The 25,482-nt window shown below is 60.8% G+C and carries 23 protein-coding genes; 16 read left to right on the forward strand and 7 right to left on the reverse strand.

The genetic code is table 11. The annotated features are described in order from the left end of the window. Positions 1-78 precede the first annotated feature (78 nt). The 3 genes from AAGW23_RS08275 to AAGW23_RS08285 all read left to right on the forward strand — a co-directional run bounded on the left by AAGW23_RS08275 (position 79) and on the right by AAGW23_RS08285 (position 2,868). Positions 79-855, forward strand: a complete 777-nt coding sequence (locus tag AAGW23_RS08275) for a transporter substrate-binding domain-containing protein (RefSeq protein ID WP_342405990.1) — start codon at positions 79-81, stop codon at positions 853-855. A 202-nt stretch (positions 856-1,057) separates the two neighbouring features. Continuing rightward, positions 1,058-1,468 carry a septal ring lytic transglycosylase RlpA family protein gene (locus AAGW23_RS08280; protein ID WP_342405991.1) on the forward strand — a complete coding sequence of 137 codons (411 nt, stop codon included), beginning with the start codon at positions 1,058-1,060 and terminating at the stop codon, positions 1,466-1,468. Positions 1,469-1,554: 86 nt separating this feature from the next. Next, positions 1,555-2,868 (forward strand): methyl-accepting chemotaxis protein, encoded by a 1,314-nt coding sequence (locus tag AAGW23_RS08285; RefSeq protein WP_342405992.1) that lies wholly within the window; start codon positions 1,555-1,557, stop codon positions 2,866-2,868. A 165-nt stretch (positions 2,869-3,033) separates the two neighbouring features. On the opposite strand, the gene AAGW23_RS08290 is transcribed toward AAGW23_RS08285, so the two are convergent. After that, entirely contained in the window at positions 3,034-3,471 is a 438-nt protein-coding gene (locus tag AAGW23_RS08290) for a hypothetical protein (protein ID WP_342405994.1), read from the reverse strand. Positions 3,472-3,711: 240 nt separating this feature from the next. Between AAGW23_RS08290 and AAGW23_RS08295 the strand changes: the two genes are divergently transcribed. Both AAGW23_RS08295 and AAGW23_RS08300 read left to right on the forward strand, forming a co-directional pair. Further along, the gene (locus tag AAGW23_RS08295) at positions 3,712-4,575 is read left to right on the forward strand and encodes an SDR family oxidoreductase (protein WP_342405995.1); all 864 of its coding nucleotides are present in this window, start codon (positions 3,712-3,714) and stop codon (positions 4,573-4,575) included. Positions 4,576-4,784: 209 nt separating this feature from the next. After that, positions 4,785-5,381 (forward strand): hypothetical protein, encoded by a 597-nt coding sequence (locus AAGW23_RS08300; protein WP_342405996.1) that lies wholly within the window; start codon positions 4,785-4,787, stop codon positions 5,379-5,381. 85 nt (positions 5,382-5,466) lie between these two features. Here the strand turns inward: AAGW23_RS08300 and AAGW23_RS08305 are convergent, their stop codons facing one another. From AAGW23_RS08305 to AAGW23_RS08320, 4 genes are all read right to left on the reverse strand, one after another. Beyond that, positions 5,467-6,213: a dienelactone hydrolase family protein gene (locus AAGW23_RS08305; protein ID WP_425540819.1), complete on the reverse strand. Its 747-nt coding sequence runs from the start codon at positions 6,211-6,213 to the stop codon at positions 5,467-5,469. 150 nt (positions 6,214-6,363) lie between these two features. Continuing rightward, on the reverse strand, positions 6,364-7,116 hold the full coding sequence (locus AAGW23_RS08310; protein ID WP_342405999.1) for a DUF72 domain-containing protein: 753 nt from the start codon (positions 7,114-7,116) through the stop codon (positions 6,364-6,366). 35 nt (positions 7,117-7,151) lie between these two features. Next, complete coding sequence (gene mepA / locus AAGW23_RS08315) at positions 7,152-7,988, reverse strand: penicillin-insensitive murein endopeptidase (protein ID WP_342406001.1); 837 nt, start codon at positions 7,986-7,988, stop codon at positions 7,152-7,154. A gap of 38 nt (positions 7,989-8,026) precedes the next feature. Next, entirely contained in the window at positions 8,027-9,157 is a 1,131-nt protein-coding gene (locus AAGW23_RS08320) for an alpha/beta hydrolase family protein (RefSeq protein ID WP_342406003.1), read from the reverse strand. Positions 9,158-9,321: 164 nt separating this feature from the next. Between AAGW23_RS08320 and AAGW23_RS08325 the strand changes: the two genes are divergently transcribed. The 9 genes from AAGW23_RS08325 (at position 9,322) to AAGW23_RS08365 (ending at position 21,167) form a co-directional block, all read left to right on the forward strand. Next, positions 9,322-11,757: a helicase-related protein gene (locus tag AAGW23_RS08325; RefSeq protein WP_342406004.1), complete on the forward strand. Its 2,436-nt coding sequence runs from the start codon at positions 9,322-9,324 to the stop codon at positions 11,755-11,757. Between the two features lie 185 nt (positions 11,758-11,942). Beyond that, positions 11,943-12,974 carry an ion channel gene (locus AAGW23_RS08330; RefSeq protein WP_342406005.1) on the forward strand — a complete coding sequence of 344 codons (1,032 nt, stop codon included), beginning with the start codon at positions 11,943-11,945 and terminating at the stop codon, positions 12,972-12,974. Positions 12,975-13,081: 107 nt separating this feature from the next. After that, complete coding sequence (locus AAGW23_RS08335; RefSeq protein WP_342406007.1) at positions 13,082-13,507, forward strand: DUF1810 domain-containing protein; 426 nt, start codon at positions 13,082-13,084, stop codon at positions 13,505-13,507. 96 nt (positions 13,508-13,603) lie between these two features. Then, positions 13,604-15,259: an FMN-binding glutamate synthase family protein gene (locus AAGW23_RS08340; RefSeq protein ID WP_342406008.1), complete on the forward strand. Its 1,656-nt coding sequence runs from the start codon at positions 13,604-13,606 to the stop codon at positions 15,257-15,259. A gap of 317 nt (positions 15,260-15,576) precedes the next feature. Beyond that, on the forward strand, positions 15,577-16,455 hold the full coding sequence (locus AAGW23_RS08345; RefSeq protein ID WP_342406009.1) for an MIP/aquaporin family protein: 879 nt from the start codon (positions 15,577-15,579) through the stop codon (positions 16,453-16,455). Between the two features lie 12 nt (positions 16,456-16,467). Continuing rightward, the gene (gene glpK, locus AAGW23_RS08350; protein WP_342406010.1) at positions 16,468-17,979 is read left to right on the forward strand and encodes a glycerol kinase GlpK; all 1,512 of its coding nucleotides are present in this window, start codon (positions 16,468-16,470) and stop codon (positions 17,977-17,979) included. A gap of 142 nt (positions 17,980-18,121) precedes the next feature. Continuing rightward, positions 18,122-18,880: a DeoR/GlpR family transcriptional regulator gene (locus AAGW23_RS08355; RefSeq protein ID WP_342406011.1), complete on the forward strand. Its 759-nt coding sequence runs from the start codon at positions 18,122-18,124 to the stop codon at positions 18,878-18,880. Between the two features lie 390 nt (positions 18,881-19,270). Next, positions 19,271-20,815 (forward strand): glycerol-3-phosphate dehydrogenase, encoded by a 1,545-nt coding sequence (gene glpD, locus AAGW23_RS08360; RefSeq protein ID WP_342406012.1) that lies wholly within the window; start codon positions 19,271-19,273, stop codon positions 20,813-20,815. 70 nt (positions 20,816-20,885) lie between these two features. Beyond that, entirely contained in the window at positions 20,886-21,167 is a 282-nt protein-coding gene (locus AAGW23_RS08365; RefSeq protein ID WP_019340980.1) for a peptidylprolyl isomerase, read from the forward strand. Between the two features lie 108 nt (positions 21,168-21,275). On the opposite strand, the gene AAGW23_RS08370 is transcribed toward AAGW23_RS08365, so the two are convergent. Next, on the reverse strand, positions 21,276-22,871 hold the full coding sequence (locus tag AAGW23_RS08370) for a methyl-accepting chemotaxis protein (RefSeq protein WP_342406015.1): 1,596 nt from the start codon (positions 22,869-22,871) through the stop codon (positions 21,276-21,278). 301 nt (positions 22,872-23,172) lie between these two features. Here AAGW23_RS08370 and AAGW23_RS08375 point away from each other — a divergent pair, with 301 nt between their 5' ends. Beyond that, positions 23,173-23,544, forward strand: a complete 372-nt coding sequence (locus AAGW23_RS08375) for an STAS/SEC14 domain-containing protein (protein WP_019340982.1) — start codon at positions 23,173-23,175, stop codon at positions 23,542-23,544. Positions 23,545-23,565: 21 nt separating this feature from the next. On the opposite strand, the gene AAGW23_RS08380 is transcribed toward AAGW23_RS08375, so the two are convergent. Beyond that, positions 23,566-24,462, reverse strand: coding sequence for a CAP domain-containing protein (locus tag AAGW23_RS08380; protein ID WP_342406017.1), 897 nt, complete (start codon positions 24,460-24,462; stop codon positions 23,566-23,568). Between the two features lie 168 nt (positions 24,463-24,630). Here AAGW23_RS08380 and AAGW23_RS08385 point away from each other — a divergent pair, with 168 nt between their 5' ends. Further along, positions 24,631-25,365, forward strand: a complete 735-nt coding sequence (locus tag AAGW23_RS08385; protein WP_342406018.1) for a sulfite exporter TauE/SafE family protein — start codon at positions 24,631-24,633, stop codon at positions 25,363-25,365. Positions 25,366-25,482: the final 117 nt, after the last annotated feature.

Consider the following 25,482-nt stretch of genomic DNA (forward strand, 5'->3'; position numbering starts at 1 on the left):
CGTTCGACATGCCCGCTCCAACTGACGGGCCAGAACAATAACCGCGGCCACCCAGGCATGCCCTTGCAAGGAAACACGATGAGATCTCTGATTGCGGCTGGCATCTTGCTGGCCAGCGGCGCGGCCTTCGCCGCGCCCGCCTCCTCAGTGCTCGATGAAGCCCAACAGCGCGGTACGCTGAAGGTCTGCACGACTGGCGACTACAAGCCCTACACCTTTCTGCGCGAGGACAAGCGCTACGAGGGCATCGACATCGCCCTCGCCGAGTCACTGGCGAAGTCCTTGGGCGTCAAGATCGAGTGGGTACCAACCACATGGAAGACCTTGATGCCAGACTTCCTCGCTCAATGCGACATGGCCGTGGGCGGTGTCTCCATTTCACTAGAGCGACAAAAGAAGGCCTTCTTCAGCAATCCGATCACCGTGGATGGCAAGATCCCCTTCGTCCGCTGTAATGAGGTCGAGAAGTATCAGACCATCGAGCAACTCAACCAGCCCTCCGTGCGCCTGATCGAGCCGCCAGGCGGCACCAACGAAGCCTTCGTGCGTCGCGAGCTGCCCGAGGCGCAGCTGGAGTTGTTCCACGACAACACCGTGATCTTCAAATCCGTCGCCGATAACAAGGCCGACGTTATGATCACCGACTCGTCAGAGGCGCAGTATCAACAGCGCAACTACCCGACTCTGTGTGCGGTTAACCCCGACAAACCCCTGCAGTACAGCGAAAAGGCCTTCCTGCTCCCGCGCGGTGATGTGGCATTCAAGGCCTACGTCGATCAGTGGCTGCACCTGACCAAGGCCACTGGAGAATACCAACGCATCGCTAACGCATGGTTGGCCAAACCGAGCGAGTAAGCGTTCCGGGGCGGATTCGAGCGATCGGGTCCGCTATGCATTACACCGCTCAGCTTCCACCATCCCCGGTGCGCGAGCGCTGATCACTGAAGCACGATTGACCTCGAAAACTTACTGGCACCGATACACTCTTAATGGCACCGCGCCTTGCCGTTCCAAACGGCGCTGCCCGGATTCCTCATGACGAAGACAAGGATCGACGATGCTCATCAGGCCAGCCGTCTGGTTGTTCACTCTGCTCACGGTCGTAGCGCTTGCAGGCTGTACCACTCCACGACCGAAGCCGCCCTCGCCGCAGGAAACGCCCACCGATACGGGCGCACTGATCGGTTCAGGCAAAGCCTCGTATTACGGCAACCAGCACCACAACAAACTGACCGCCAGCGGCGAACGGTTCGACCAGAATGCGCTAACGGCGGCGCACCGCACCCTGCCCTTCGGCAAGAAGGTTCGGGTGATCAACACCCGCAACGGCAAAAGCGTGGTGGTTCGCATCAACGACCGCGGGCCGTTCGTGCGAGGACGAATCATCGACTTGTCCAAAGCGGCCTTTGAACGCATCGCCAGCCCCCGTTCCGGCGTGATCCGAGTGGACTTGGAGCGGGTCGACTGACGTCGCACAGCCAGCGATCGTCGGTCATCAAGTATGGGAATGGCCTGCCGATAGCGATGTAAGTCCACTCATCTATCGGTGCTTCCATGTTCAACGGCCAGCTCAAAAAACAACTCGAAGAACAGGCTGCAGAACTGTCTCTGCTACGACAGCTCCGCGATCAGATGGGTGCCACGATGCTGTCGATCACCCTCGATAGCGAGTTTCGGATGGTGGCGATGAATCAGAAGTTTGCCAAGACGCTCGGCTACACCGTCGAACAGCTGCAGGGCCGCCCTATGACGGACATTGTGCCGGCCTATGTAAAAAACCTGCCCTGCTTTCATAATTTTCAAGCCGCCGTGTCCAAGCTAGCGCCAGTCAGCGACGACTACCGGTTTCTGCGCACCGATGGCAGCTTGGCCTGGCTGCACATCAACTGGTATCCGATTCTGGATGCTCACGGCAAGTTGTTGCATATGAGCGGCTACGCCCGTGAAGTGACAAAAGACTTGCAGCTCGCCAAGGAGAACGAAGCGTTCATCAACGCGCTGCTGCGTTCTACCGCGGTCATTCAGTTCAATCTGGACGGCACAGTGGTCTCGGCCAACGACCAATTCCTGCAAGGCATGGGCTATTCGCTCAAGCAGATCGTGGGCAAGCACCACAGCATGTTCTGCACTCCGGAAGAAGTTTCTTCCCAGCAGTACAAAACCTTCTGGCAAACGCTAAATCGCGGCGAATTCGTTGCGAACCGCTTCAAGCGCATCGACAGCATGGGCCGGGACGTCTGGTTGGAAGCGACCTACAATCCGGTGTATGACGCCGAGGGCAAGCTTTGCAAAGTCGTCAAGTTTGCCAGTGTGGTCAGCGATCAGGTTGCCCGTGAAGAGGAGGTGCGCGAGGCCGCGAGCATCGCTTATGACGTGTCCCGCAAGACCGACACCAGCGCCGAGCGCGGCGCTGTGGTGGTCAAGGATACAGTGGCGACCATGCAGCGCATCGCCGAGGAGGTCGAGTCGGCGACTCAGGGTATCGAGGCCCTAGGTCAGCAATCGCACCTGATCAGCTCCATCGTCCAAACCATTGGCGGCATCGCTGCACAGACCAACCTGCTGGCACTCAACGCCGCCATCGAAGCGGCGCGCGCCGGTGAACAGGGACGCGGTTTTGCCGTAGTCGCCGACGAAGTTCGCCAGCTGGCCGGCCGCACCAGCGCCGCCACCGAGGAAATTGTCAGCGTGGTGCAAAAGAATCAGGCACTGGTAGATGAAGCGGTACGGGAAATGGCCAACAGCCGTGAGCAGGCAGCACAAGGTCTGTCCCTGGCCAACCAGGCCGGCGCCGTGATCGTCGAGATTCAGGACGGGGCCAAGCAGGTCGTCAGCGCAGTCGGGCGCTTTGCCAACGAATTGAATTAATCGCTTTGGGTAGAAGACCGGGTTGCGCGGCGTGGTCCCTGCGCAACCCAGTCATTCGTTTGAGTACTGCCCCGTCTCGCATCGAGTTCATGACATCCGGTGGGAGAAGCGGACCCACGGCACCTCACGTCTCTTTCTGGCCAGAGGCCATCTCGATGGGCGTTATCACTGAGCGAAGTAGGCCTGCGCCCGCTCTGCTTCGGCGGCTGTTGGCTTGTAGCTGGTCCACTGGTCACGCTCGTTCTTCTTGTAACGCACCACACCTTGCGCCACATCGAACTCGTAGAACGGATAGACCTCGCGCAGGTTGTAAAACGCAGCCGGTGCAAAGAACAGGATATCCGCGACGAGATAGCCACTGTTGAAATTGAGCGGGACGATCCCATACATCGGCGCCATACCCTCCTGGGTGGCACGGAAGCGGTACTGACCAAAGCTGGTCGCTTTATAGGTCTTGCTCACCGGGTTCTTCAGTACCAACGGCGCATCGTCGTTGATCTTGACGGCGAGGCTCGGATCGCTGGAGCGCAGCGATGTGGTTGCGGTGCAGGCGCAGAGCAATGCCGCGAGGAGCGGAAGTGCCAGGAGTTGCTTAGTATTCATCATCATTCCCTTGTAGGTGGTTGGCGCGAACGGCCTTGCCCACCCTACGCTGGGGTGTGGCGACCGTCCTTGGCGGCGCGCACTATAGGCCCGCGACGCCCGATGGCCAAGAGCCATCTACTGGGATAGAGCCTTTCCCGATCACCGGTCGCCTCGAAACACCGCTCGGCAATCCGCCGAAACTTTCAGGCCAGGCATCAGCCGTACTTACAGACCCACATTTTCACGTCTGGAGCATGTATGGCTTATCCGAAAATTCACGCGCAGAAACAAGACCGTTTGCCGGGGCTGGAAAGCGAGATGCAACCACCGGCGGAGTTCATCCGCGACAGCTACAAGGGCAGCGGGAAGCTGGCCGGCAAGGTCGCCTTGGTCAGCGGTGGCGACAGTGGCATCGGTCGTGCGGCGGCGGTGCATTTCGCCCGTGAAGGTGCCGATGTGGCAATCATGTACCTCGACGAACATGAAGACGCCCAAGATGCCAAGCGCATGATCGAAGCCGAAGGTCAGCGTTGCCTACTGCTGCCCGGCGACATCCGCGACAGCAGCCACTGCACTGATGCGGTCGAACAGACGGTGAAAAAATTCGGCCATTTGGACGTGCTGGTGAACAATGCCGGTCGCCAGGAAGTGCAGACGCGACTTGAAGACATCACCGATGAGCAGTGGGAAAAGACTTTTGCCACCAACATCCACAGCTACTTCTATCTAACCCGTGCTGCACTGGCGCATCTGAAAGCCGGTGCGGCGATCATCAATACCACCTCGATCAACTCCTTTATCGGCAACCCGATGCTGGTGGACTACACCTCGACCAAGGGCGCCATCGACGGCTTCACCCGCGCCCTGTCGCAGCAACTGATCGAGCGCGACATCCGCGTGAACCAGATCGCGCCCGGCCCGATCTGGACGCCACTGCAACCCGCCACCCTTGGCAGGCACGACCCCGAGTTGCTTGAGGACTTCGGCAGTCAGATGCCCATGGGTCGCTGCGGCCAACCCTCTGAGCTGGGTCCGGCGTACGTGTACCTGGCGTGCGAAGACTCGTCCTATGTCAGTGGCCAGACCATCCACATCAATGGTGGCAAGGTGCTGAACGGCTGAGCTGATTCTCGACCTGACCATCGTGCCGCGCCGTGCTGTCATCGCGGCCGGCACAGGCTACAACGATCCGAAGCATCGGGTAATGACCTGCTACGGAACCATCCCTCCGTCTCGCCCGCCCAATGCAGGACGGGAGCCGGTCACCGATCCGATCGAACCGCTTGCCACAATCATGAACCGCAGCCAGAGCTGCACATAAAGGTGAAGTCATGCCCCAGATTCTTCTCGCGGCGTTCGACCGCTACACCGAAGCCGAGCACGTCAAGACCGAACTCCTGAGCAAAGGTATCGCCGGGGACGCCATCCAGATTTCAGCCTCCATCAATGCCGATACCGTCGACAGCAGCCGCGTGGAAGTGGTGGGCGAGGAGCCGGCCGATGACGCCACGGCCGCCGAGAAAATGGGAAATTTCTTCCACAAGATCTTTGGTGATGAGGCCAGCAAGCACGCGGGCCGCTATCCAGAGGCCGCTCGACGGGGCTCCACCATCGTGACCGTCACGCTGGACACCGACGACGAGGTTGCGATGGTTGAGGAGCTGATGGAGCGAAACGGTGCCATCGATATCGACGAGCGCAGCGCCAACTGGGGCGAAGACGAAGCGACTCCGGTCACTGCCAGCACTGAAACACTGACCACAGGCTACCCCGACGCCACGTCCCTCAGTGTCGACGAACGCGAAGTGGACGGAACGGCCAGCGGAGATCGTGGCGCCGCAAACGGCTCGATCCCCGGCCGGGCGGAAAACGACAAGGCCGGACGGCGCGACAACACGGCTGGGCGTGTGCGGATCGTTCCGCGCTAAGGTCACTTGCCGGCTGGCGCAGGTCAGCCCCCATCTTCTTGAATAGCGGCTGACCTGACGCAACCGACCGCAACCTCCGGTCGCGTCACGGCGAGACAAACACCTCGTCGAGCAGACTGTTCATGGCCTGAAATGCCCGTTCGGCCACTTCCGGATTGAACTCGTTGCGCCCAGGCACGTTGGCGTAAGGGTCCGTGAAGGAATGCACGGCGTTGCCATAGATGTTCATCTGCCAATCCACATCGGTGGCTTTCATCTCGGCGATGAACGCATCGACCTGTTCTTTCGGCACAGCCGGGTCGTCGGCACCGTGCAGCACCAGCACGGGCGCCTTGATCTGTTTGGCGTCGTCCGGATTCGGCGTATCCAGGTTGCCGTGGAACGAGACAAAGGCGTCCAGATCGGAACCGGACCGGGCCAACTCAAGAACTGCACCGCCGCCAAAGCAGAAACCGATCGCCGCCATCTTGCCGGTATCCAGCGCCACCACCTGCTGCGACCTGAACGCCTCGACCGCAGCCTGGGCCCGTTTGCGCATCAGCGGACGATCGCCACGCACCGATGTGGCAGCCGCCTTGGCTTCATCCGGATTGGATGGCCGCACCGCCTTGCCATACAGGTCAGCCATGAACACGACGTACTTATCCCCCGCCGCGCGCGCCGCCTTTTCAGCGGAGCGCTCGGTGACGCCCAACCAGTTGGGCACCATCAGCAAGCCGGGCCGCGGCGTGGTGACCGAATCGTCATAGACGAGCAGTCCCTCATAGGTTTCACCGGCGATCTGATAGGCATGTGGCTTGACCACCACCGCCGCTTCGGCGGCACCGACCATCCCGGCCAGCGCCAGGGCAATACACGTCTTGTTCATGGAGGCGTTCCTGCTCAGTGAGACGACTGTTCAACGGTAGCGGAAAACCCAGACCGTACCGGCTGGCCTTGCCTTAAGACCATTTCGGTTTGTGTCGCCACCTTGCGAGCAGGGTCAGATCTGCTTGAGGCGATGCTGCAGTGCTAGCGCATTAGCGGTCGCCGCCCCGCTGGCGGTGTTGTCGAAAATGCACCAGCTGGCTGTGTCCGCTGGTTGCGTAGCGCTTCGCTCTGCCAGCCTCTCGGTCAAGCGGTCGAGCCAATCATCACCATACGAGGAGGAGTAGATGCGCGGCGATCCATGCAGACGGTGATAATTGAAGCCATCCCAACCGCCCGGCTCGGCCGCCGCCGGAAAAGGCGCTGGGTCAGCCGCGACCCGTGCGATTCGAGCGCTCTGAAGCACTGGCTTGGCATCAAGCCAACTCGGATGGCGAGGCTCGATCGCCACCCGCCCGTCATAACGTGCTCTCAACGAGTCGATGAATGCACGGGCGACGCTCGGCTCGTAAACCAGCGAAGGGGGCAGCTGCACCAACAGGCAGCCTAGCTTGTCGCCCAAATGGCCACACTCCTGCAGAAACTGTTCGATCAATTGATCGCAGCCATCCAGCCGCCGTTCATGGGTGATCTGCTTGGGTACCTTGACGCTGAAACGAAAACTGACCGGCACGCTTTCCGCCCACTTGGCGTAAGTCGCGGGCCGATGGGCACGGTAAAACGAGCTGTTGATCTCGACCGCGGGTAAACGAGCCGCGTACCGCTGCAGGTGCGTGCCCTCCGCTGGAAACGCCGGCCATTGCTCGCGCGGCAAGCTCCAACCGGCGGTGCCGAGCAGAACGGAGAATTTTTCGCTGGCGATACTCACCGGACCGCTCCCGTTACGTTTCGCATTCCAGCCGTCTACTGACTGAACACAGCGGCGCAGGCAGCGGGCAGGCGGCGACTTGGGCTGGCCATTGCTACGGGACGCGGGGTCGGGAGAATTGCTTTACAGTCTTCGCCCGGTGGCGGCGGTGGCTGATCGACACATTCTGGCGAACCCTCCGGACAGCGCAGACGAACATGCAAGTGTTCGTCATGAAACGGCCACGGGCGGATGCGCTGCAGCCAGGAGCGGTCGTCCCACTCACGCTCGCAGAGGTCTCGTTTGACCGCAGCGTCGACGAAGATGCGCGTCACCCGCGGATCCTGCGCGGCAAGGCGGATCAGCTCGGCGTGCTGATCGGTCCATCGTTTGCCGTCCAGTACCCCGGTGGTTTCGTCGACCAAGATGGGTTGTTCGAGGTCCTCGCGCTCGCTGCGGGCCAGCGGCGGTAGATCTAGACGGAACCAGATGTCGACGTCCAGACCGCTCTGGTGGCTAACGTGCCCATAGGACATCGGGCCGCCGCGCGGCTGCGCCATATCGCCGACGAGCATGGGCCCGATGCCAGCCCCATCCAGCCGGTGGCCAAGGTCCTGGATGTAATCAAGCAGGGCGGGATGCCCGTAGTGACGGTTACGCTGCATATCGACCGTCTGATAACCAACACCTTCGGGCGGCAGCTGTACCGCGCCGGCCAGACACGCCGCGCCGTGCTTACCGATGATTCGCGGCTCGCCGGGTAGCGGCTCGGTGACGCTGGACCAGTCTTGGTCCGCCGCGTTGACCGCGGAAACCATCCATCCGACCAGACCGCAGGCCGCCAGTACCCGCCTGCAAAGGTGACTCGACATGCTGAGGTGTTGATTGGTCATAGCGACTTCGGAGTCCTTGTATCGATCTGAATCTTGCATCACCGCTGCTGACGAGAAAGCCATTCCAGCCCAGGCCGGTAAAGCATGTCGTGCTCGCCTTCGAACAGCACCAGCTCGGTAGGCCCCGACTTCAGGTACAGCAACACATCAGCGTCCGCCTCGGCGAATTGCGGGAATTCATCGCTGCCCTTGGCCGATCGTTGGCGCAATGCATCTGGGACCTGGCGAGTCTCCATCAGCTGATCGATCTGCTCCTGAGGGATTCGATCCTCTTCCTTAGTCAGGTCGTTGAAGGCATGAAGCGCCTGCTCAGGCGGGACGGTGGTGTCGTCGATGCCATGGGCGATGAGCACGCGAACATCGCCCGCCACCTCCGGTACATAGCGACTCGGGCTGCGCTTGCGGCATTCATCGAAGGCGTTGGAGCCCTGGGTCGGCTCGCCGCCGCAGGCCTGCTCGATTTCGCCCGCATATTTTTCGCCGCGCGCCTTGTTCCACTGGTGCCAGGTCACCAGGTCATAAACCGGCACCCAAGCCGCAACGCCAGCAAACACATCGGAATGACGACTCGCCAGGTGCAGTGCATTCATCGCACCGCCCGAATAGCCAAGCAGGTAAATCCGCGACTCGTCGATTTCAGCCTGTTCTCGCGCATATTCGAGCGCGTCCTGCATGTCGGAAATGGCCAGATCGGAGGCGGTCGATTCGGGACGACCATCGTTTTGACCCCGGAAGTTCGGGTGAATGAACACCCAGTCGTTCGCAATCGCGAACTGGCCCAGCGGAATGTCGATGTTCTGCAGGTAGTCGGTGCTCCAGCTGTGCAGCACCATGAGCAGCGGCTTTTCCTTGGCTGAACCGGAGTCGTAGAACAGCGCCGCCTGCTCACTGTCGTCGGCACTGGATGGAATCTTGATGTCTTTTATCTCCGGCGTTGCTTCACGCCAGCGGGAAAGTTCGGCTATCGCCAGGCCGCCAGGATAGTTGGTAACCCGCAGGAGATTGCTGGGGTGCTTCAGATCCTCAGCCTGAACGCTTCCGACACCGACCAGCATCAGCATTCCGAGCATTAAGATGCGATTGAGCAGGTCGTCAACGCGCCATGACAGCCCCACATCTACTGGAACAGCTTGTACTGAGCAGCTGCTTTCTCCGTTGCGAAGCACCATAGCCGTTGTCTCCCGCGAGTCGGTTTCGGGGGTATAGGATTTGCGACTCCGAGCAGCCCCATACGTTCGTCTGCGAGCCGACGCATGGACGCCTGCCGTACCGCTCGTATTGCGCGGCTCGATTGTCCAAACTTGCAGCACATCTGATCAGAGAGGCGTCGATCATGCGCAAGGCCGAAGCCAAACACCGCCAAAGTTCCAGCCTTGAAAGGCTACAACGCTTCCTGAGCTGGGCGACAGAACGTCACCCCGACTTCACACCAAAGAAAAATCATCAGGAGAAGTGGTTCAGCACTTATCTCGGCCACCAACCGCCGGCGATTGGCCGCGCGGCGCGGTTGTATTGGCTCGGGCTGGACCAGGCAACCGTCGAGGCGAACCTCGAGAATGCCGAACCTGCCAGCCTGATAGGCCGCCTGCTGAACCGGGATGTGAACGACTTCAGTTGCACAGTGGATATCTTTGGTGTCGAAAAATCGCTGAATTGCGGCCCGGTGCAGAACCTGCTCGAGCCCGAGTTTGCACTGCGCATCGACGCAAGCCGCTCTGTCGATGAGTTTGAACGCCACGTGTGCGCGGCGGTGCAGACCTTGGTCCGCGACCGCCTGCATGTGCTGGAGAAGCCCTTCGCGAGCCTCAGCGATGAACAGAAAGCCCAATGTCTAGAGCGCCTGCCCGTCCGGCTGGCACGCATTGATGACTTCGCGGCGCGCGCCGTCGATATCGTCAACGAGGTCAAGCACGACCTGCGCTATGTCGTAGAGCTGCGCCATGGCGAGGTAGCGCTGGACATGCAGCGGCGCATTCCGGGCGGTCAGGGCCATGTGCTCAGCGATCAGGAAGTCGCCGAACTCAAGCGCGAAGATCGCGAAGCCATGCACGCCAAGTTCGAGATGATGATCGAGGAAGCGCAGGATTTCGACCTGCAGCTACTCGGTGAGAAGCGCCTGACCGAAGTCTTCATGATGGAGCCGAAAAAGCTGCGCCGGACCATTCGCTTCGCCCGCGAAGACAACCGCGAGAAAATGGCCTTCGCCGTGTTGCTGGAGAACAACCCGCGCTTCGTCCATTACCACAAGCTCTACGCTGCCAGGCGCATCACCCGCACCTGGACCGCCCTGCTCGGTCCGACCAACAGCGGCAAGACCTACCAGGCGATCCAGGCCATGACCGGCGTGACCCACGCCATCTACCTGTCACCACTGCGGCTGATGGCGTTGGAAAACCAGGAGCGTATCGAATCCATGGGCGTGCCCTGCTCGCTGGTCACTGGCGAGGAAGAGATCATCCGCGAGGGCGCCACCCACTACTGCTGCACCGTCGAGGAATTCGCGCGCTTCCGGCGCGAGTCATGGGACGTGGTGGTGATCGACGAAGTGCAGATGATGGCCGACTCACAGCGCGGCTGGGCCTGGGTCGATGCGCTGGTCAGTGCCTATACCCAGGACCTGATCATGACCGGCCCGGAGCTGATCCAGCCGTCGCTGAAAACCCTGTGCGACCTGTGCGAAGACCAGCTGGTAATCAAGCGCACCAAACGCCTGTCGCCAGTCGATGTGGCCCGCCGCGCGACCAACCTCAAGCAGCTGGACGCCGGCTCGATGCTGGTCGCCTTCAGCCGCAGGACGGTACTGGAACTCAAGGCGATGCTGGAGATGACCGGCAAAAGCGTCTCAGTGGTCTACGGTGCGTTGTCGCCTGAAGTGCGCCGCGAGCAGGCGCGCCGCTTTCGCGAAGGCGAGGCGGACATCATGGTCGCGACCGATGCCGTGGGCATGGGCCTGAACATGCCAGCACATACGCTGTGTTTCTACACCGATGAAAAGTACGACGGCGTCCAGAATCGTCAGCTCAAGGTCCAGGAGGTCAAGCAGATCGGCGGCCGCGCCGGACGCTTCGGCCATCACGCCAGCGGGGTCATCACCGCCCTCGACGGGCAAACGCTGCAGTCGATCAAGCAGCTGTTCCACAGCGCCGACCAACCGGTCGACCTCTCTCAATTCCAGGTGCGGCCGTCCATCGAACACTTGCAGGCCATCGCCGAGCTGATGAACGAACCTAGCCTGCTCCGGGCCTGGCTGACCTTCAACCGCAACATCAACTACGGTGACGAATTCATTTCGATCCTGCCCGACGAGCTGGCGGAGTGGATCAAGCTGATCGACGACCCCACTATCGATCTGCCGTTGCGCTGGATATTTGCCTGCACGCCAATCCGCGGAGGTCTCGACAGCCCGGCCGCCGTTTTCGCCCAGCAATGGCTGAAAAAGGTCGCGCAGGACAAAGAGATTCCATTGCCACGGCTGATCATCGATGCAGACCTGGCGACGCTGGAAAGCTCGCTGCACGTCATCGAAACCTACCTGCACCTGGCGCGCACGCTGCCGGCGCACTTTCCGGCGCTGGAGCAGGCCGAAGAGCATCGCAGTCTGCTCAATGGCGCCATCACCCGCGAGTTGTCACGACAGCGCAAGCCACGCAGTTCGGAGCGCCGCCGCGTGTCGGGCGACAACCGCAATTGCAAGGGCTGTGGCAAAGCCATGCCGATGGCTGCCCGTAAATTCAGGCTGTGTCAGAGCTGTTTTCGCGAGCAGCGCTAGACAGTTCGCAGAACCTGCCGGCCCTGCGGCTCAGCGTCCTGTTCGGGCCTGATGACTGCCCATCGCGGGTATCGAGGCTGGCCAGCAGCGGCCTCGGCCCTTAGGATGCCGCAGTCTATAGCGTGACCGGGCTCTACAGCGCCTCGTTACGGCAGCGATCACCGCAAGCCATGGAGTCAGGGCCGATGTCGATCATCCTTCAGTTGCGTAGGCAACTGGCCGCGGCTACCAGCAAATTTGGCTGGGCCGCACTATTAGTTGCACTCGTGGTGCACGCGGGCGTGTCCTATCTCGGCCTGCGCCTGTTCGCCGAAGCGCCGCTCACCGAGTTGAAGACCTTTGTCTATTTCTATCTCACCACGGCACTGACCGTCGGTTACGGTGACTTTTCGCCGCAAACCGCTGGCGGACGCATATTTGTTTCCACCTGGTTGATGATCGGCGGCATCGCATTGCTGACCGCCATCATCGGCAAAACCACCAATTCCATAATCGCAGTCTGGAGGAAAGGCATGAAAGGCAAAGGGACGTTCGCCACCTGCACGGGCCATACCGTGGTGATCGGTTGGGAAGGCGAAATCAGCGAGCGCGTCGTCGAGCTGCTGCACGAGGACGAAACCTCCAATGATCACCTGATCGTCATCTGCGACACGCTGCTCGAAGAAAACCCGATGCCAGGCAAAACCGAGTTCATCCATGGCGAGAGTCTGTCGTCCCTGGCGTTGTTGCAGCGCGCCGGAGTGAAAGGCGCCGAACGCACACTGGTGCGCACCGGCTCGGACGACCTGACGCTGGCCGTGGTGCTGACCATCAATCAGCTCAACCCGGTCGGCCATGTGGTTGCGCACTTCAGCAGCAGCGAGACGGCCCGACTTGCCCGCAGCTACGCACCGAAACTGGAGTGCACTTCCAGCATGGCCATCGAAATGCTGGTGCGTTCGTCTCAGGACCCAGGCTCCTCGGTGATCATCAACGAACTGCTCAGCGTCGGCCAGGGCGCGACACAGTATCGGCTGCTGCTACCCGAGAGCTTCGAAAGCACGGTGGGCTCGCTCTACAAGCAGTTGAAAGACCGTCACAACGCGACGCTCATCGGCTACCGCGCCAAGGACCAGACCCAACCAATCATCAACCCCGCCAATGACGTCTCAGTGCGCGGCGGCGAGCTGTTCTATATCGCCGATGCTCGACTCGCAGGCTTGGGCGACGCCAGCTGAGCATGGCATAGCGCTGAAAAGGCTTGCTCCGCCGTGCTCATTCTTCTCGGGAATCAACCGCGCCATCCCGGCTCTGATTCATACAGTCTGAACAATCGGGAGGCACCATGAGCGACCCGCACGATCTGCAACGATTCGTCGACGCCCAGCAATCGGTTTACGACCGGGCGCTGGCGGAGCTCAAAGCAGGTCACAAACAAAGCCACTGGATGTGGTTCATCTTTCCGCAGATCGCAGGTCTCGGTCACAGCGACATGGCGCGTCGCTACGCCATCAAGGATGTGGACGAGGCGGCGGCCTATGCACAACACCCGCTGCTCGGGTCTCGCCTGGAAGCGTGTGCGCAAGCGCTGCTCGCCCATGCCGAGCGGCCGGCGCGGCAGATTCTCGGCTCGCCTGACGATATGAAGCTGCGCTCGAGCATGACGCTGTTCGCCGCTGTCGCGCCTGAGCAAACCATATTCCAGGCGGTGCTCGACGCGTTCTTCGCGGCCAAGCCCGACCCCGCCACGCTGTCGCGCCTGCACCATTGAGCAGGCGCGAAGTTCAAGCGTCCTTAAATGGAGCGCAGCCAGCGCGGTAGGCTCCCTCCTTTCCGGCGAGTCCGCCGCCCTCACACCGGTGCCCAGATGAATCTCTCGCTGTTCAGCCGTTACGCTTTTCTTGTCCTGTGCATCGCCACTGCCGTGTTTTGCCTGCCCTTTCTGAATCACCCCTGGGTGTGGCCATTGTTCATCGTCACCGCACTGCTCTCACTGATTGGTGTCCGTGATCTGCGCCAATGCGAACATGCGGTGCGTCGCAACTACCCGATCCTCGGCAACATCCGCTACATGGTCGAAGGCATCCGTCCAGAGATTCGTCAGTACCTGCTCGAGAGCGATCAGGAACGTGTACCGTTTTCCCGCGCACAGCGCTCGCTGGTCTATGCGCGCGCAAAGAATCAGGTGGATGACAAACCCTTCGGCACGCTAATCGATGTCTACGAAACAGGCTATGAGTGCATCGGTCACTCGATCAGCACTGCGAGAGTCAGTGATCCCGAGACGTTTCGCGTGTCAATCGGCAGCCCTCAGTGCACGCAGCCCTACTCAGCATCGGTGTTCAACATCTCAGCAATGAGCTTCGGCTCGCTCAGTGGCAATGCTATTCAGGCGCTGAACCGAGGCGCCAAGCTCGGCGGCTTCTATCACGACACCGGCGAAGGCAGCATCAGCACCTACCACCGACAGCACGGTGGTGATCTGGTCTGGGAGCTGGGCAGCGGTTATTTCGGTTGCCGCACCGAGACAGGTGCATTCGATCCGGATCGCTTTGCCGTTCAGGCACGGGACCCGCAGGTCAAGATGATCGAGATCAAGCTTTCACAAGGCGCCAAACCCGGGCACGGTGGCATCCTGCCAGGGCGCAAGGTCAATGCAGAAATCGCTGCCACCCGCGGCGTGCCGGAAGGCATTGATTGCATCTCCCCCGCAAGCCATAGCGCCTTCAGCACACCCTTGGAGCTGATGGATTTCATCTCCCGCCTGCGCGAGCTTTCCGGTGGCAAGCCAGTCGGTTTCAAGCTGTGCATCGGTCATCCCTGGGAGTTCGTGGGTATCGTCAAGGCAATGCTGCAGAGCGGTATCTATCCGGATTTCATCGTGGTCGACGGCAAGGAAGGCGGTACAGGCGCGGCACCTGTGGAGTTCACCAACCACATCGGTATGCCTCTGCGCGAAAGCCTGTTGTTCGTGCACAACGTGCTGGTCGGCTGCAACTTGCGCGAGCACATTCGCATCGGTGCCAGTGGCAAGATCGTCAGTGCATTCGACATCACCAGCGTCCTGGCCATGGGCGCCGACTGGGTCAACTCGGCCCGCGGGTTCATGTTCGCGGTTGGCTGCATCCAGTCACAGCATTGCCACACCAATCGGTGCCCCACCGGTGTCGCCACTCAGGACCCGCTGCGCCAACGCGCGCTTGTCGTACCCGACAAGGCTGAACGGGTGTTCAGTTTTCACCGCAACACCGTGCACGCGCTGGCCGAACTGCTGGCAGCGGCCGGTCTCTCGCACCCGGCTGAACTGGGCCCGCACCACCTGATCCGGCGAGTCAGCTCGACAGAAATCAAGCTGTTCTCGCAGCTCTACTATTTCGTTCAGCCCGGTGCGCTGCTGGCGAAAAAGATCGACAGCGAATTCTTCGCCAGAATCTGGAGCATGGCCCAGGCGGACAGCTTCGAGGCCATGCCGCAAAAAACCGAGCGTGGCGCTGCGCAGGTCGAGGAGCCACTGATCAGCTAACCCCTCCTACCGGTTTCTCCGCCAGCCTCCCCAGCGTTGCGGGCCGACAGCATCGATGACCGCGCGAGGATTGGCCGGGAGGCTACAGCAGCCAGCGCGCGTTCTAATCGGCCAAGGCCCGCCAAGCCCATCATCGACCCGCCAGAATCCTGCCACTCTTTAAAGGCAGGCGTGCTTTCGTCAGTTTTCCGCTGAAATGTTCAGCTTTTTACTTTGACAGCCCGAGATTTTGACTTTAAGTTTTCGATTCCGAACATTTCCGAACCCTCGCAGTATTCGGATCATAAAAACAACAGCCCTACAAAGAGGTTCTGTGCATGAGTAACCCGTCCACCCCGACGCTTCGGGGGCAATGCATTGCCGAGTTTCTTGGCACCGCTCTGTTGATCTTCTTCGGTACCGGCTGTGTAGCCGCACTCAAGCTCGGCGGCGCAGACCTAGGCCTCTGGGAAATAAGCATTATTTGGGGTGTCGGTGTCAGCATGGGTGTGTACCTTGCCGCCGGTGTATCAGGCGCGCATCTGAACCCCGCAGTCTCCATTGCGCTCTGGCTGTTCGGCACATTCGAACGTAACAAGGTCCCTGCCTACATCCTCGCCCAGACCGCAGGCGCCTTCTGCGCCGCTGCGTTGGTTTATGGTCTTTACAGCAGCCTGTTTTTCGATTTCGAACAGGCGCAGCAAATAACCCGCGGCAGCGTCGCCAGCCTGCAGCTCGCATCGGTATTTTCCACCTACCCGCACCCGTCGCTGTCCATCGGCCAGGCGTTTCTGGTGGAAGTGGTGATTACCGCTATCCTGCTGGGGATGATCATGGCGCTGACCGATGACGGTAACGGCCTGCCTCGCGGCCCACTGGCGCCCCTGCTGATCGGCCTGCTGATTGCCGTGATTGGCGGCGCGATGGGTCCGCTGACCGGTTTTGCGATGAATCCGGCGCGGGATTTTGGGCCAAAGCTGATGACATTTTTTGCCGGTTGGGGCGAAGTCGCGTTCACGGGCGGACGCGACATTCCGTATTTCCTAGTCCCGCTGCTCGCTCCGGTGCTGGGTGCCTGCATTGGCGCAGCCGGTTACAAGGCGCTGATCTGCAAGCATCTGCCGGGCCTGGGAGGCGCTGCGTGCGCCGTCCCCGAGCCTGAGCCCGAGGCCGCCCCCTTCACCAAACACGATGTCACTGCCCACGAAGCTCGTTAAGGAATCGACACCATGAGCAATCAGAACAACAAGCAATTCATCGTCGCCCTTGACCAGGGCACCACCAGCTCCCGCGCCATCGTGCTCGACCGTAATGCCAACGTGGTGACTATCGCCCAGCGTGAATTTGCGCAGATCTATCCGCAACCGAGCTGGGTCGAGCACGACCCCATGGAAATCTGGGCGACCCAGAGCGGCGTGTTCGTCGAGGCGCTGGCGCAAGCCGGGATCACCAATGAACAAGTTGCCGCCATCGGCATCACTAACCAGCGCGAAACCACCATCGTCTGGGACAAGGTCACAGGCCGGCCGATCTACAACGCCATCGTCTGGCAGAGCCGCCAGAGCACGCCGATCTGCGACCAGCTCAAGCGTGACGGTATGCAGGATCACATCCGCAAGACCACCGGCCTGGTCATCGACCCTTACTTCTCCGGCACCAAGATCAAGTGGATACTCGACCACGTCGAGGGCAGCCGTGAGCGCGCCCGTCGTGGCGAACTCTTGTTCGGCACCGTGGACTGCTGGCTGATCTGGAAGATGACCCAGGGCAAGGCGCACGTGACCGATTACACCAACGCTTCGCGCACCATGCTTTACGACATCCACAAGCTGGACTGGGACCCAGTGATGCTGGAGACGCTGGATATCCCGCGTGAAATGCTGCCGGAGGTGCGGTCCTCGTCCGAGGTCTATGGCCACGCCTATCTCGGTTCCGGCCAAAGCACTGGCATCCCCATTGCCGGCATCGCAGGCGACCAGCAAGCGGCGCTGTTCGGCCAGATGTGCGTCGAGCCAGGCCAGGCGAAGAACACGTACGGCACCGGTTGCTTCTTATTGATGAACACCGGAACCAAGGCCGTGCAGTCCGAACATGGCTTGCTCACCACCATCGCCTGCGGGCCGAAAGGTGAGGTGAACTATGCACTGGAAGGCGCCATTTTCAACGGCGGCTCCACGGTGCAGTGGCTGCGCGACGAGCTCAAAGTGATCAACGATTCACTCGATTCTGAATACTTCGCCACCAAGGTTCAGGACAGCAACGGCGTCTACCTCGTACCGGCATTCACCGGCCTTGGCGCGCCCTACTGGGACCCACGTGCCCGTGGCGCCTTGTTCGGTCTGACGCGGGGTGTAAAGGTCGACCACATCATCCGCGCCGCGCTCGAATCCATCGCCTATCAGACCCGCGACGTACTCGATGCCATGCAGCAGGATGCCGGCGAGCGCCTGCGTTCACTGCGTGTGGATGGCGGCGCAGTGGCGAACAATTTCCTCATGCAGTTCCAGGCCGACCTGCTCGGCACCCAGGTCGAGCGCCCGGAAATGAAGGAAACCACCGCTCTCGGTGCTGCCTACCTGGCGGGTCTGGCAACTGGCTTCTGGAGCAGCCTGGATGAGTTGCGCAGCAAGGCCACAATCGAGCGCGTATTCGAACCTGCCTGCGACGACGAGAAGCGTGAGGCCCTTTATAAAGGCTGGAAGAAGGCGGTGGGACGCACCCGCGACTGGGAAGAGGAATAACCCCAGCGCACAAGCGCCCCATGCATCGCGCCCGGCCCGGTCCTGAACCGCGCCGGGCGCGCCTATTCGCAAACGAACAATTCTTTAATCAAACCCCAGACTGCGGCATCCTTCACGGCATATCGACAAGAAGGAAGCCTCCATGAGTCTGGCCCCACGACAGCAGAGCATTCTCGACCTGGTCCGCGAGCGCGGCTACGTCAGCATCGAAGAGCTGGCGCAACAGTTTGCGGTGACGCCCCAGACCATCCGCCGTGACATCAACCAGCTCGGCGAGGCCGGCCTGCTGCGCCGCTACCACGGTGGCGCCGCCCACGATTCCAGCGTACAGAACACCGCTTATACCCAGCGCGCCCGGCAGATGCGTGACGAGAAACGGCGCATCGCCGACGCCATGGCCGCACACATCCCTGACCAGGCGTCGCTGTTTATCAACATCGGCACCACCACCGAAGCCATTGCGCACGCCCTGCTCAACCACCGCGACCTCAAGGTGATCACCAACAACCTGCACGTGGCGAGCATCCTCAGCCCCAAGGAGGATTTCGATGTACTGATCGCTGGCGGCAACGTGCGAAGCGACGGCGGCGTGGTCGGTCAGGCCACCGCGGATTTCATTGGGCAGTTCAAGGTCGATTATGCGCTGATCGGCATCAGCGGGATCGATGAAGACGGCACCCTGCTGGACTTCGATTACCAGGAGGTTCGGGTCTCACAAGCCATCATTCACAACGCGCGGAAGGTCTTTCTTGCTGCAGATTCGAGCAAGTTCGGCCGCAGCGCCATGACCCGCCTCGGCTCGCTTGAACAGATCGATATGCTGTTTACCGAGGCCCAACCACCGGAAGCCTTTCTGGCCTTGCTGGCGCAGCATGATGTGAAGCTGGAAGTCACTGACTGAGCCACTCTCTAAGGGCGGGCCGGCGCAATGCCGATACCCGCCGCGCCCGCGGCTAGGAATGTTCACGCCTCGCCTGCACCACGCAGCCCCAAGCCCGAACCCAATCCCGACGCCAATTTCCCCTAGCGCTGGGCATTAGCCAATACCTGCAAACAGCGCCTCCGTCACGGTGGGCTAAAGCCCACCCTACCTTTGTGAATCAAAATCACCTCCTGCAGTCGTTGCCGTTAAAAAGGGCGCAGGCCAGCTGAAACTGTTGGCCAAATGATGGAATGCCAGTACCAATCGGCAGTTCGTATAGGTTCGATTATTTTCTTTTGATATAAGAAATGAACATTCACCGTAGAGCGACAAGCTCTTCTGCGCTAGGATGTTCATATTCGAAAATAAATGTTCGTTCCTGAGGAGGATGCCGTGAGCGAGACCGTCTCCGAGCTGTACGACATTGCCGTGATAGGCGGTGGGATCAATGGTGTGGGTATCGCTGCTGATGCAGCCGGTCGCGGCCTGTCGGTGTACCTGTGCGAGCGCGATGACCTGGCCAGCCATACCTCCTCTGCGAGCAGCAAGCTGATCCACGGCGGCCTGCGCTACCTTGAGCATTATGAATTTCGCCTGGTACGGGAGGCTCTCGCCGAACGCGAAGTGCTCTTGGCCAAAGCGCCCCACATCGTCAAGCCGATGCGCTTCGTACTGCCGCATCGTCCGCACCTGCGTCCGGCCTGGATGATCCGCGCTGGCCTGTTCCTGTACGACAACCTGGGTAAGCGCGAAAAGCTCCCAGCGTCGCGGGGGTTGCGCTTTGGCTCGGAGAGCCCGCTCAAAGCCGAGATCAAGCGCGGTTTCGAATATTCCGATTGCTGGGTCGACGATGCGCGGCTGGTGGTGCTCAACGCCATGGCCGCGCGCGAGAAAGGCGCGCACATCCACACCCGGACCCAGTGCCTGAGCGCCAAGCGCGCCGCCGGCATTTGGCACGTCGAGTTGCAGCGACAGGACGGCACTCGGTTTTCCTTGCGCGCCAAGGCACTGGTCAATGCGGCAGGGCCCTGGGTAGCGCAGTTCATCAGTGACAAGCTGCAGCAGCGTTCGCCCTACGGCATTCGGCTGATTCAGGGCAGCCACATCATCGTGCCCAAACTGTACGAAGGCGAGCAGGCGTACATCATGCAGAACGAGGATCGGCGCATCGTCTTTGCCATTCCCTATCTCGACCGTTACACCATGATTGGCACGACCGATCGGGAGTACCGGGGCGACCCGGCCACAGTCAGCATCAGCGAAGAAGAAGTCGCCTACTTGCTGGGTGTCGCCAATACGCACTTTCGCAAGCAGCTCAAGGCCAAGGACATCCTGCACAGCTTTGCAGGGGTCAGGCCCCTGTGTGATGACGAATCGGATAACCCCTCCGCCGTCACCCGTGACTACACACTGTCGCTGTCGGCAGAAGAAAAGCAGGCGCCGCTGCTTTCCGTTTTCGGCGGCAAACTGACCACCTACCGCAAGCTGGCCGAGTCGGCGATGGCTCAACTCAAGCCCTACTTTCCCCGCATGGGCGAGAGTTGGACAGCCAGTGCCCCGTTGCCGGGCGGCGAAGGCATGAGCACGGCCGAGGCGCTCGCTGACGAGCTGATGACCGAGATCACAGGCATTGATCGACCGCTCGCCAAACGCTGGGCGACCCTTTACGGCAATCGGGTTTGGCGCATGCTCGGCGATGCCCGCTCGCTCGATGCGCTGGGAGAGAACTTCGGCCAGCATCTATATGCACAGGAAGTTGATTATTTGCGTCGTGAAGAGTGGGCCACTCAGGTCGACGACATCCTGTGGCGCCGCAGCAAACTTGGCCTGGCATTCACTGCGGATGAACTGACCCGCCTGCAGCACTATCTGCAAGCACAGATGAGCAGGGCGACCGACGTAAACGCTGCCTGATGGCTACGACGTTTCGAATCGCCTCCGATTGCGGTAGGCTCAGCGACTTCTCAAGACGGAGTAACTCCCCATGGCCCGAGCCACTGCCCGCCACATCCTGGTTCCCACTGAAGAAAAGTGCAACGAGCTGAAAGCTGCCATCGAAGGCGGCGCCGATTTCGCTCAGGTTGCCAAGGACAATTCCACCTGCCCCTCGAGCCGCCAGGGCGGTGACCTGGGTTCGTTCGGTCCTGGCCAGATGGTCAAGGAATTCGACACTGTTGTGTTCAGCGCCCCGCTGAACCAGGTGCAAGGTCCGGTGAAGACCCAGTTCGGTTATCACCTGCTGGAAGTGACCAGCCGCCAAGACTGATCCTGCTGTCCCCGCGCATCTTGAGCGGGGGCACCCAGGCCGCTCAGCCATCGATGCGTCGAGCGGCTCTCTTCCAAACCGTACCTCCCCGCTTCAACGTGAGTCCGATCACGCCTCCAGACGGAAACGCCCAGTCAGAGCTTTGAGTCCGTTCATGCTCTGCATGATGGTGTTGCCTGATGCCGCGGTGTCGTGGGTGGCGCTGGCCGCCTGATCGGCTACCTGAGCGATACGGGTCAGCGACTGGTTCATGTCCTCGGCAACCTGCGACTGCTCCTCAGCCGCCGTCGCGATCTGGTTGGTCATGCCGCGAATGGTCTGCACCGCACCAACGATCTCGCCCAAGGCATGTTGCGCCGCTTCGATCTGGGTAAGCGTCGTCGAGCTGCTCTGGCGTGAAGCATCCATGGCATCGCCAGCACGGGTGGCCTGGCTCTGCAGGCGCTCGACCAACACACTGACCTCCTTGGCCGAGTCCTGAGTGCGACTGGCCAGGCTGCGTACCTCGTCTGCAACCACGGCAAAGCCGCGGCCCTGCTCACCTGCTCGTGCAGCTTCGATGGCAGCGTTGAGCGCCAACAGGTTGGTCTGCTCGGCGATGCCGCTGATCACGTTGAGCACCTTGCCTATCTCATGGCTGTCCTGCACCAACTGCTGCATCACACCGGCCAACCCATCGACATGGCCAGTCAAGGCGCGGATGGCAGTGACCGATTCATTCATCACCGCATTTCCTGCGCTGGTTTCCTGTTCGGCGAGATCCGCCGCACTGGCCGCTTCGACGGTGCTCCGCGCCACTTCCTGCGAGGTGGCGAGCATCTCGTTCATGGCGGTGGCGACCTGGTCAATCTCGGCCTGCTGCGCCTCGACGTTGCGCGCACTGTCGCCTGCCAGATTCGCCATGCGTACGCACTGTCCATCAGCTTCATCCGCGGCCTGACGCACGCCACTAATCATCTCGCCGACCTGCACCAGCAAGCGGTTGTAGGCAAGGGTGATCATGCCGATTTCGTCGTCAGCATGGCGTACCTGCAGCGGCGCGGAGAAGTCACCCTGACTGACCTTTTCCAGCCGGCGACGGAGCTCATCTACTTGCAGCATCAGCCAGTTCATGCCGGCGACCCTTCCGAGAATCACCAGAAACAGGATGCACAGCGTCGAGGCCATAGCGACCCAGAGTTGCTGTGAAGCACTGCGATTGGCCTCGGCAGAAATCAGCGACACCACTTCGTTAGTAGCAGCAAGCAGCTCATTTGCATCGGCCGCAACCGTGTTCAGGTCAATTGTCCGACCTGCTGCCAACGCCTGCACCTCGGAGCGATAGCGTTGCCAGATCTGGTCGACGCGTGCCAGAGCCTGCTTGCCGCTGGCCAGCTCCACTGGGGCGATGCCCTGGCTGCCGTCACCATTGAGCAGCAGACGGTGCGACTGTTCGAAGCGCTGAATGGTCTTTTCCACCTCCGCAGGCCCACCGATGCCTTGGGATGCCAACAGCGCCTCTTTCATCATCTTCTGGCTAAGCATGCGCTGGGCGCCGGCCATGTCGATCTGGCTGGCGTCCTTGCTGGACATGAACAGGACCCCAGCGGTCAGTGCCGCGCAGAGAAAGATCAGGCTGTAGGAAAAGAAGAATTGCTGGTTGATGGTACGCAGACCCAATCCGCGTAATACAGACTGGATGACGTTCGCCAAGGTGCTGGTCATAGGTGTATCCAACTACAGAGAAGGTAAAGCGCTGCCATCACTCGACGGCGTCGCAGTTACCCACTTCTCGGCTGTAACAGGAGCAACTTGATAGCCATCGATCATCTTTCTGAAAGTCCCGTCATACGGGCGTTTGATCCATTCACGAACGCTCATGAGTCGAGCCGACATGCACTGACCCAGATCAATTAAATAGCGTCGAATTGACACATATTTGGCCAACCGAACGCCGCATAACGACTATGGTCAGGTAATGGCAGGGCTACTTGTCTGGCACCCATTTTTTCATCGAGGACTCGTCATGTTTCATGTAACCCGCATTGGTGACAACCGCATCGACGTGGATTTCTCCGGCAAACTCGACAGCAGCGAGATGCGCTTCGCACTCGACGAACTGATGCGAAAATCAGAGGGCATCAGCCACGGCCAGATGCTCTATCGCATCGGCGATTTCGATATACCGACCCTGGGCGCGATGGGTGTCGAACTGGCGCGAATCCCCCAGCTGTTCCGCTTCATCCGCCGCTTCGATCGCTGCGCGGTAGTGTCCAACAAGGACTGGCTGCGCAGGGCCAGCGAGATCGAGGGTGCGCTGTTCCCCGGCCTGGCCATCAAGGCCTTCGACGAGAACCAGAACACCGAAGCGCATAACTGGCTGGAGAGCCAGAACTGACCACGCTTTCTCGACAGCCCGCTAGCGGGGCGTACCGAACACCTGGGTCCAGTAGCTACCGGCGGCGCTGGACTTGTCGATGGCGTAGGCCGCGCCCATCTCGGTGAAATCCGGATTCATGATGTTGCTGCAATGCCCGGGGCTGGCCAACCAACCCGCCATGACCTGATCCGCCGACCCCTGCCCCGCCGCGATGTTCTCGCCGATACGCTGCCAGCTGTACCCGGCGCGTTTGGCGCGGTCACTGACCAGGCTGCCATCCGGCGCCCGATGGCTGAAGAAGTCTTGCTTGGCCATGTCGCGGCTGTGCGCCAGAGCAGCATCAGCCAGTTCGCCGTTCCAGCTCAATGCAGGTGCCGCCTCGAAGGCCTGACGACCACATTTGCGGGGTTGTGTTCTCGCTTCATTGACGCGCCGCAGAATGCTCTTGCCAACCTGCTGCCAGTCGCCAAGGTCCGGAGATAGCAGTGGCTTGGCCAGCAGCACCTGCCAGGTATTGCCCTGACGGGACACCCCGATTTCGGCGAACTCATGGCTGCGCAGGGGTGCGCAATATCGCTGCTTGAGGGCTTGCATGGCGCTTTGCGCATCGGCCGGCCCCGAGACAGAGATGGCTTGCAGTTTGGATGGCCGATAACCGGCTTCCTGCAACGCCTGCTGCAACTGCACCCCGCTGGTGGCGGGTGCCACTGCCAGCGCAGCATTAGGCGCCAGTGGCCCGACCGCCTGGGCTTCGCCGCTTCCGCAGGCTTCCTCGGCCTCACGAAATTCATTGATCAAGCCGATCAAGGGATCGGATTCCTGCGCATGCGCCAGGCACGCCAGGCTCGTTGCCAGGATCAGCAGAGCACCAGCCACCACACGGGTTGGCGCACCGCCTGCTGAGGATGCGGCTGGAGTCGGGATAAGCGGGGTCATGGGTCACCTGTCTGTTTGCGATTAAAGATGCTGACCACGAACCGCGGTGGGCGATCCACTCCGGCGCTCTGCCAAAACTGTAAGGTTGTCTAAGACCACTAAGATTGCCAGCGAAGATGCGATGATGCACAGCGCAGCCGAACTCCGACCCGCACCCCTGACTATCTCATGACCCTTTCTGATTTCCTGCTGTTTGCCCTGCCGGCGATCTTCCTCACCGGCCTGTCCAAAGGCGGTTTCGGTGGCGCCCTGGGCGGTATCGCCGTACCGCTGCTGGCGCTTGCGATATCGCCGAAACAGGCCGCCGCAGTAATGCTGCCGATTCTTTGTCTGGCCGATGCCGTGGGCCTCAAGGCCTATGTTGGGCACTGGGACAAGGCGAATCTTAAGGTGATGATGCCGGGCGCGTTGATCGGCATTGCGCTGGGCTCGCTGACCTTCGGCATGCTCGACGAACGCATGATCGGCCTGATGATGGGCGCAATCGCTGTTGGCTTCGTACTGCTGGGGCTGATCACCAACAACGACAAGCCGCGACCGCTGCAACGCGGTCGCGGCACCCTGCTCTCCTCGCTTGCCGGCTTCACCAGTTTTGTCGCACACGCCGGCGGCCCGCCGATCATGATGCACCTGCTGCCGCAGCAGCTGGACAAGCTGCGCTACGTGGCGACCATCAACTTGTTCTTCCTGATGACCAATGCGATCAAGCTGATTCCCTACGCCGCACTCGGCCAGTTCAGCCGCGAAAACCTGCTGCTCAGCCTGACGCTGGCGCCGGTGGTGCCGTTCGGCGTCTGGGCCGGACTCTGGCTGCACAAGCGCATTGACCACAAGCTGTTCTACCGGATCGCCCGCCTTGGGATGCTCCTGGCCGGGTTGCAGCTGATCTACAAAAGCCTCTGACACGCGTACCGGGCACGACCGGCCGCCGGGTTTTCTGAACGTTCGCCACCCTGCCCAGTCGGATTTAGTGAACCCATTGCAAAGGAGTCATCCTCATGCTGAAGTTTCTGGGCAGCA

The sequence above is a fragment of the Stutzerimonas chloritidismutans genome (assembly GCF_038562055.1).
GTDB classification, from domain to species: Bacteria; Pseudomonadota; Gammaproteobacteria; order Pseudomonadales; family Pseudomonadaceae; genus Stutzerimonas; species Stutzerimonas chloritidismutans_A.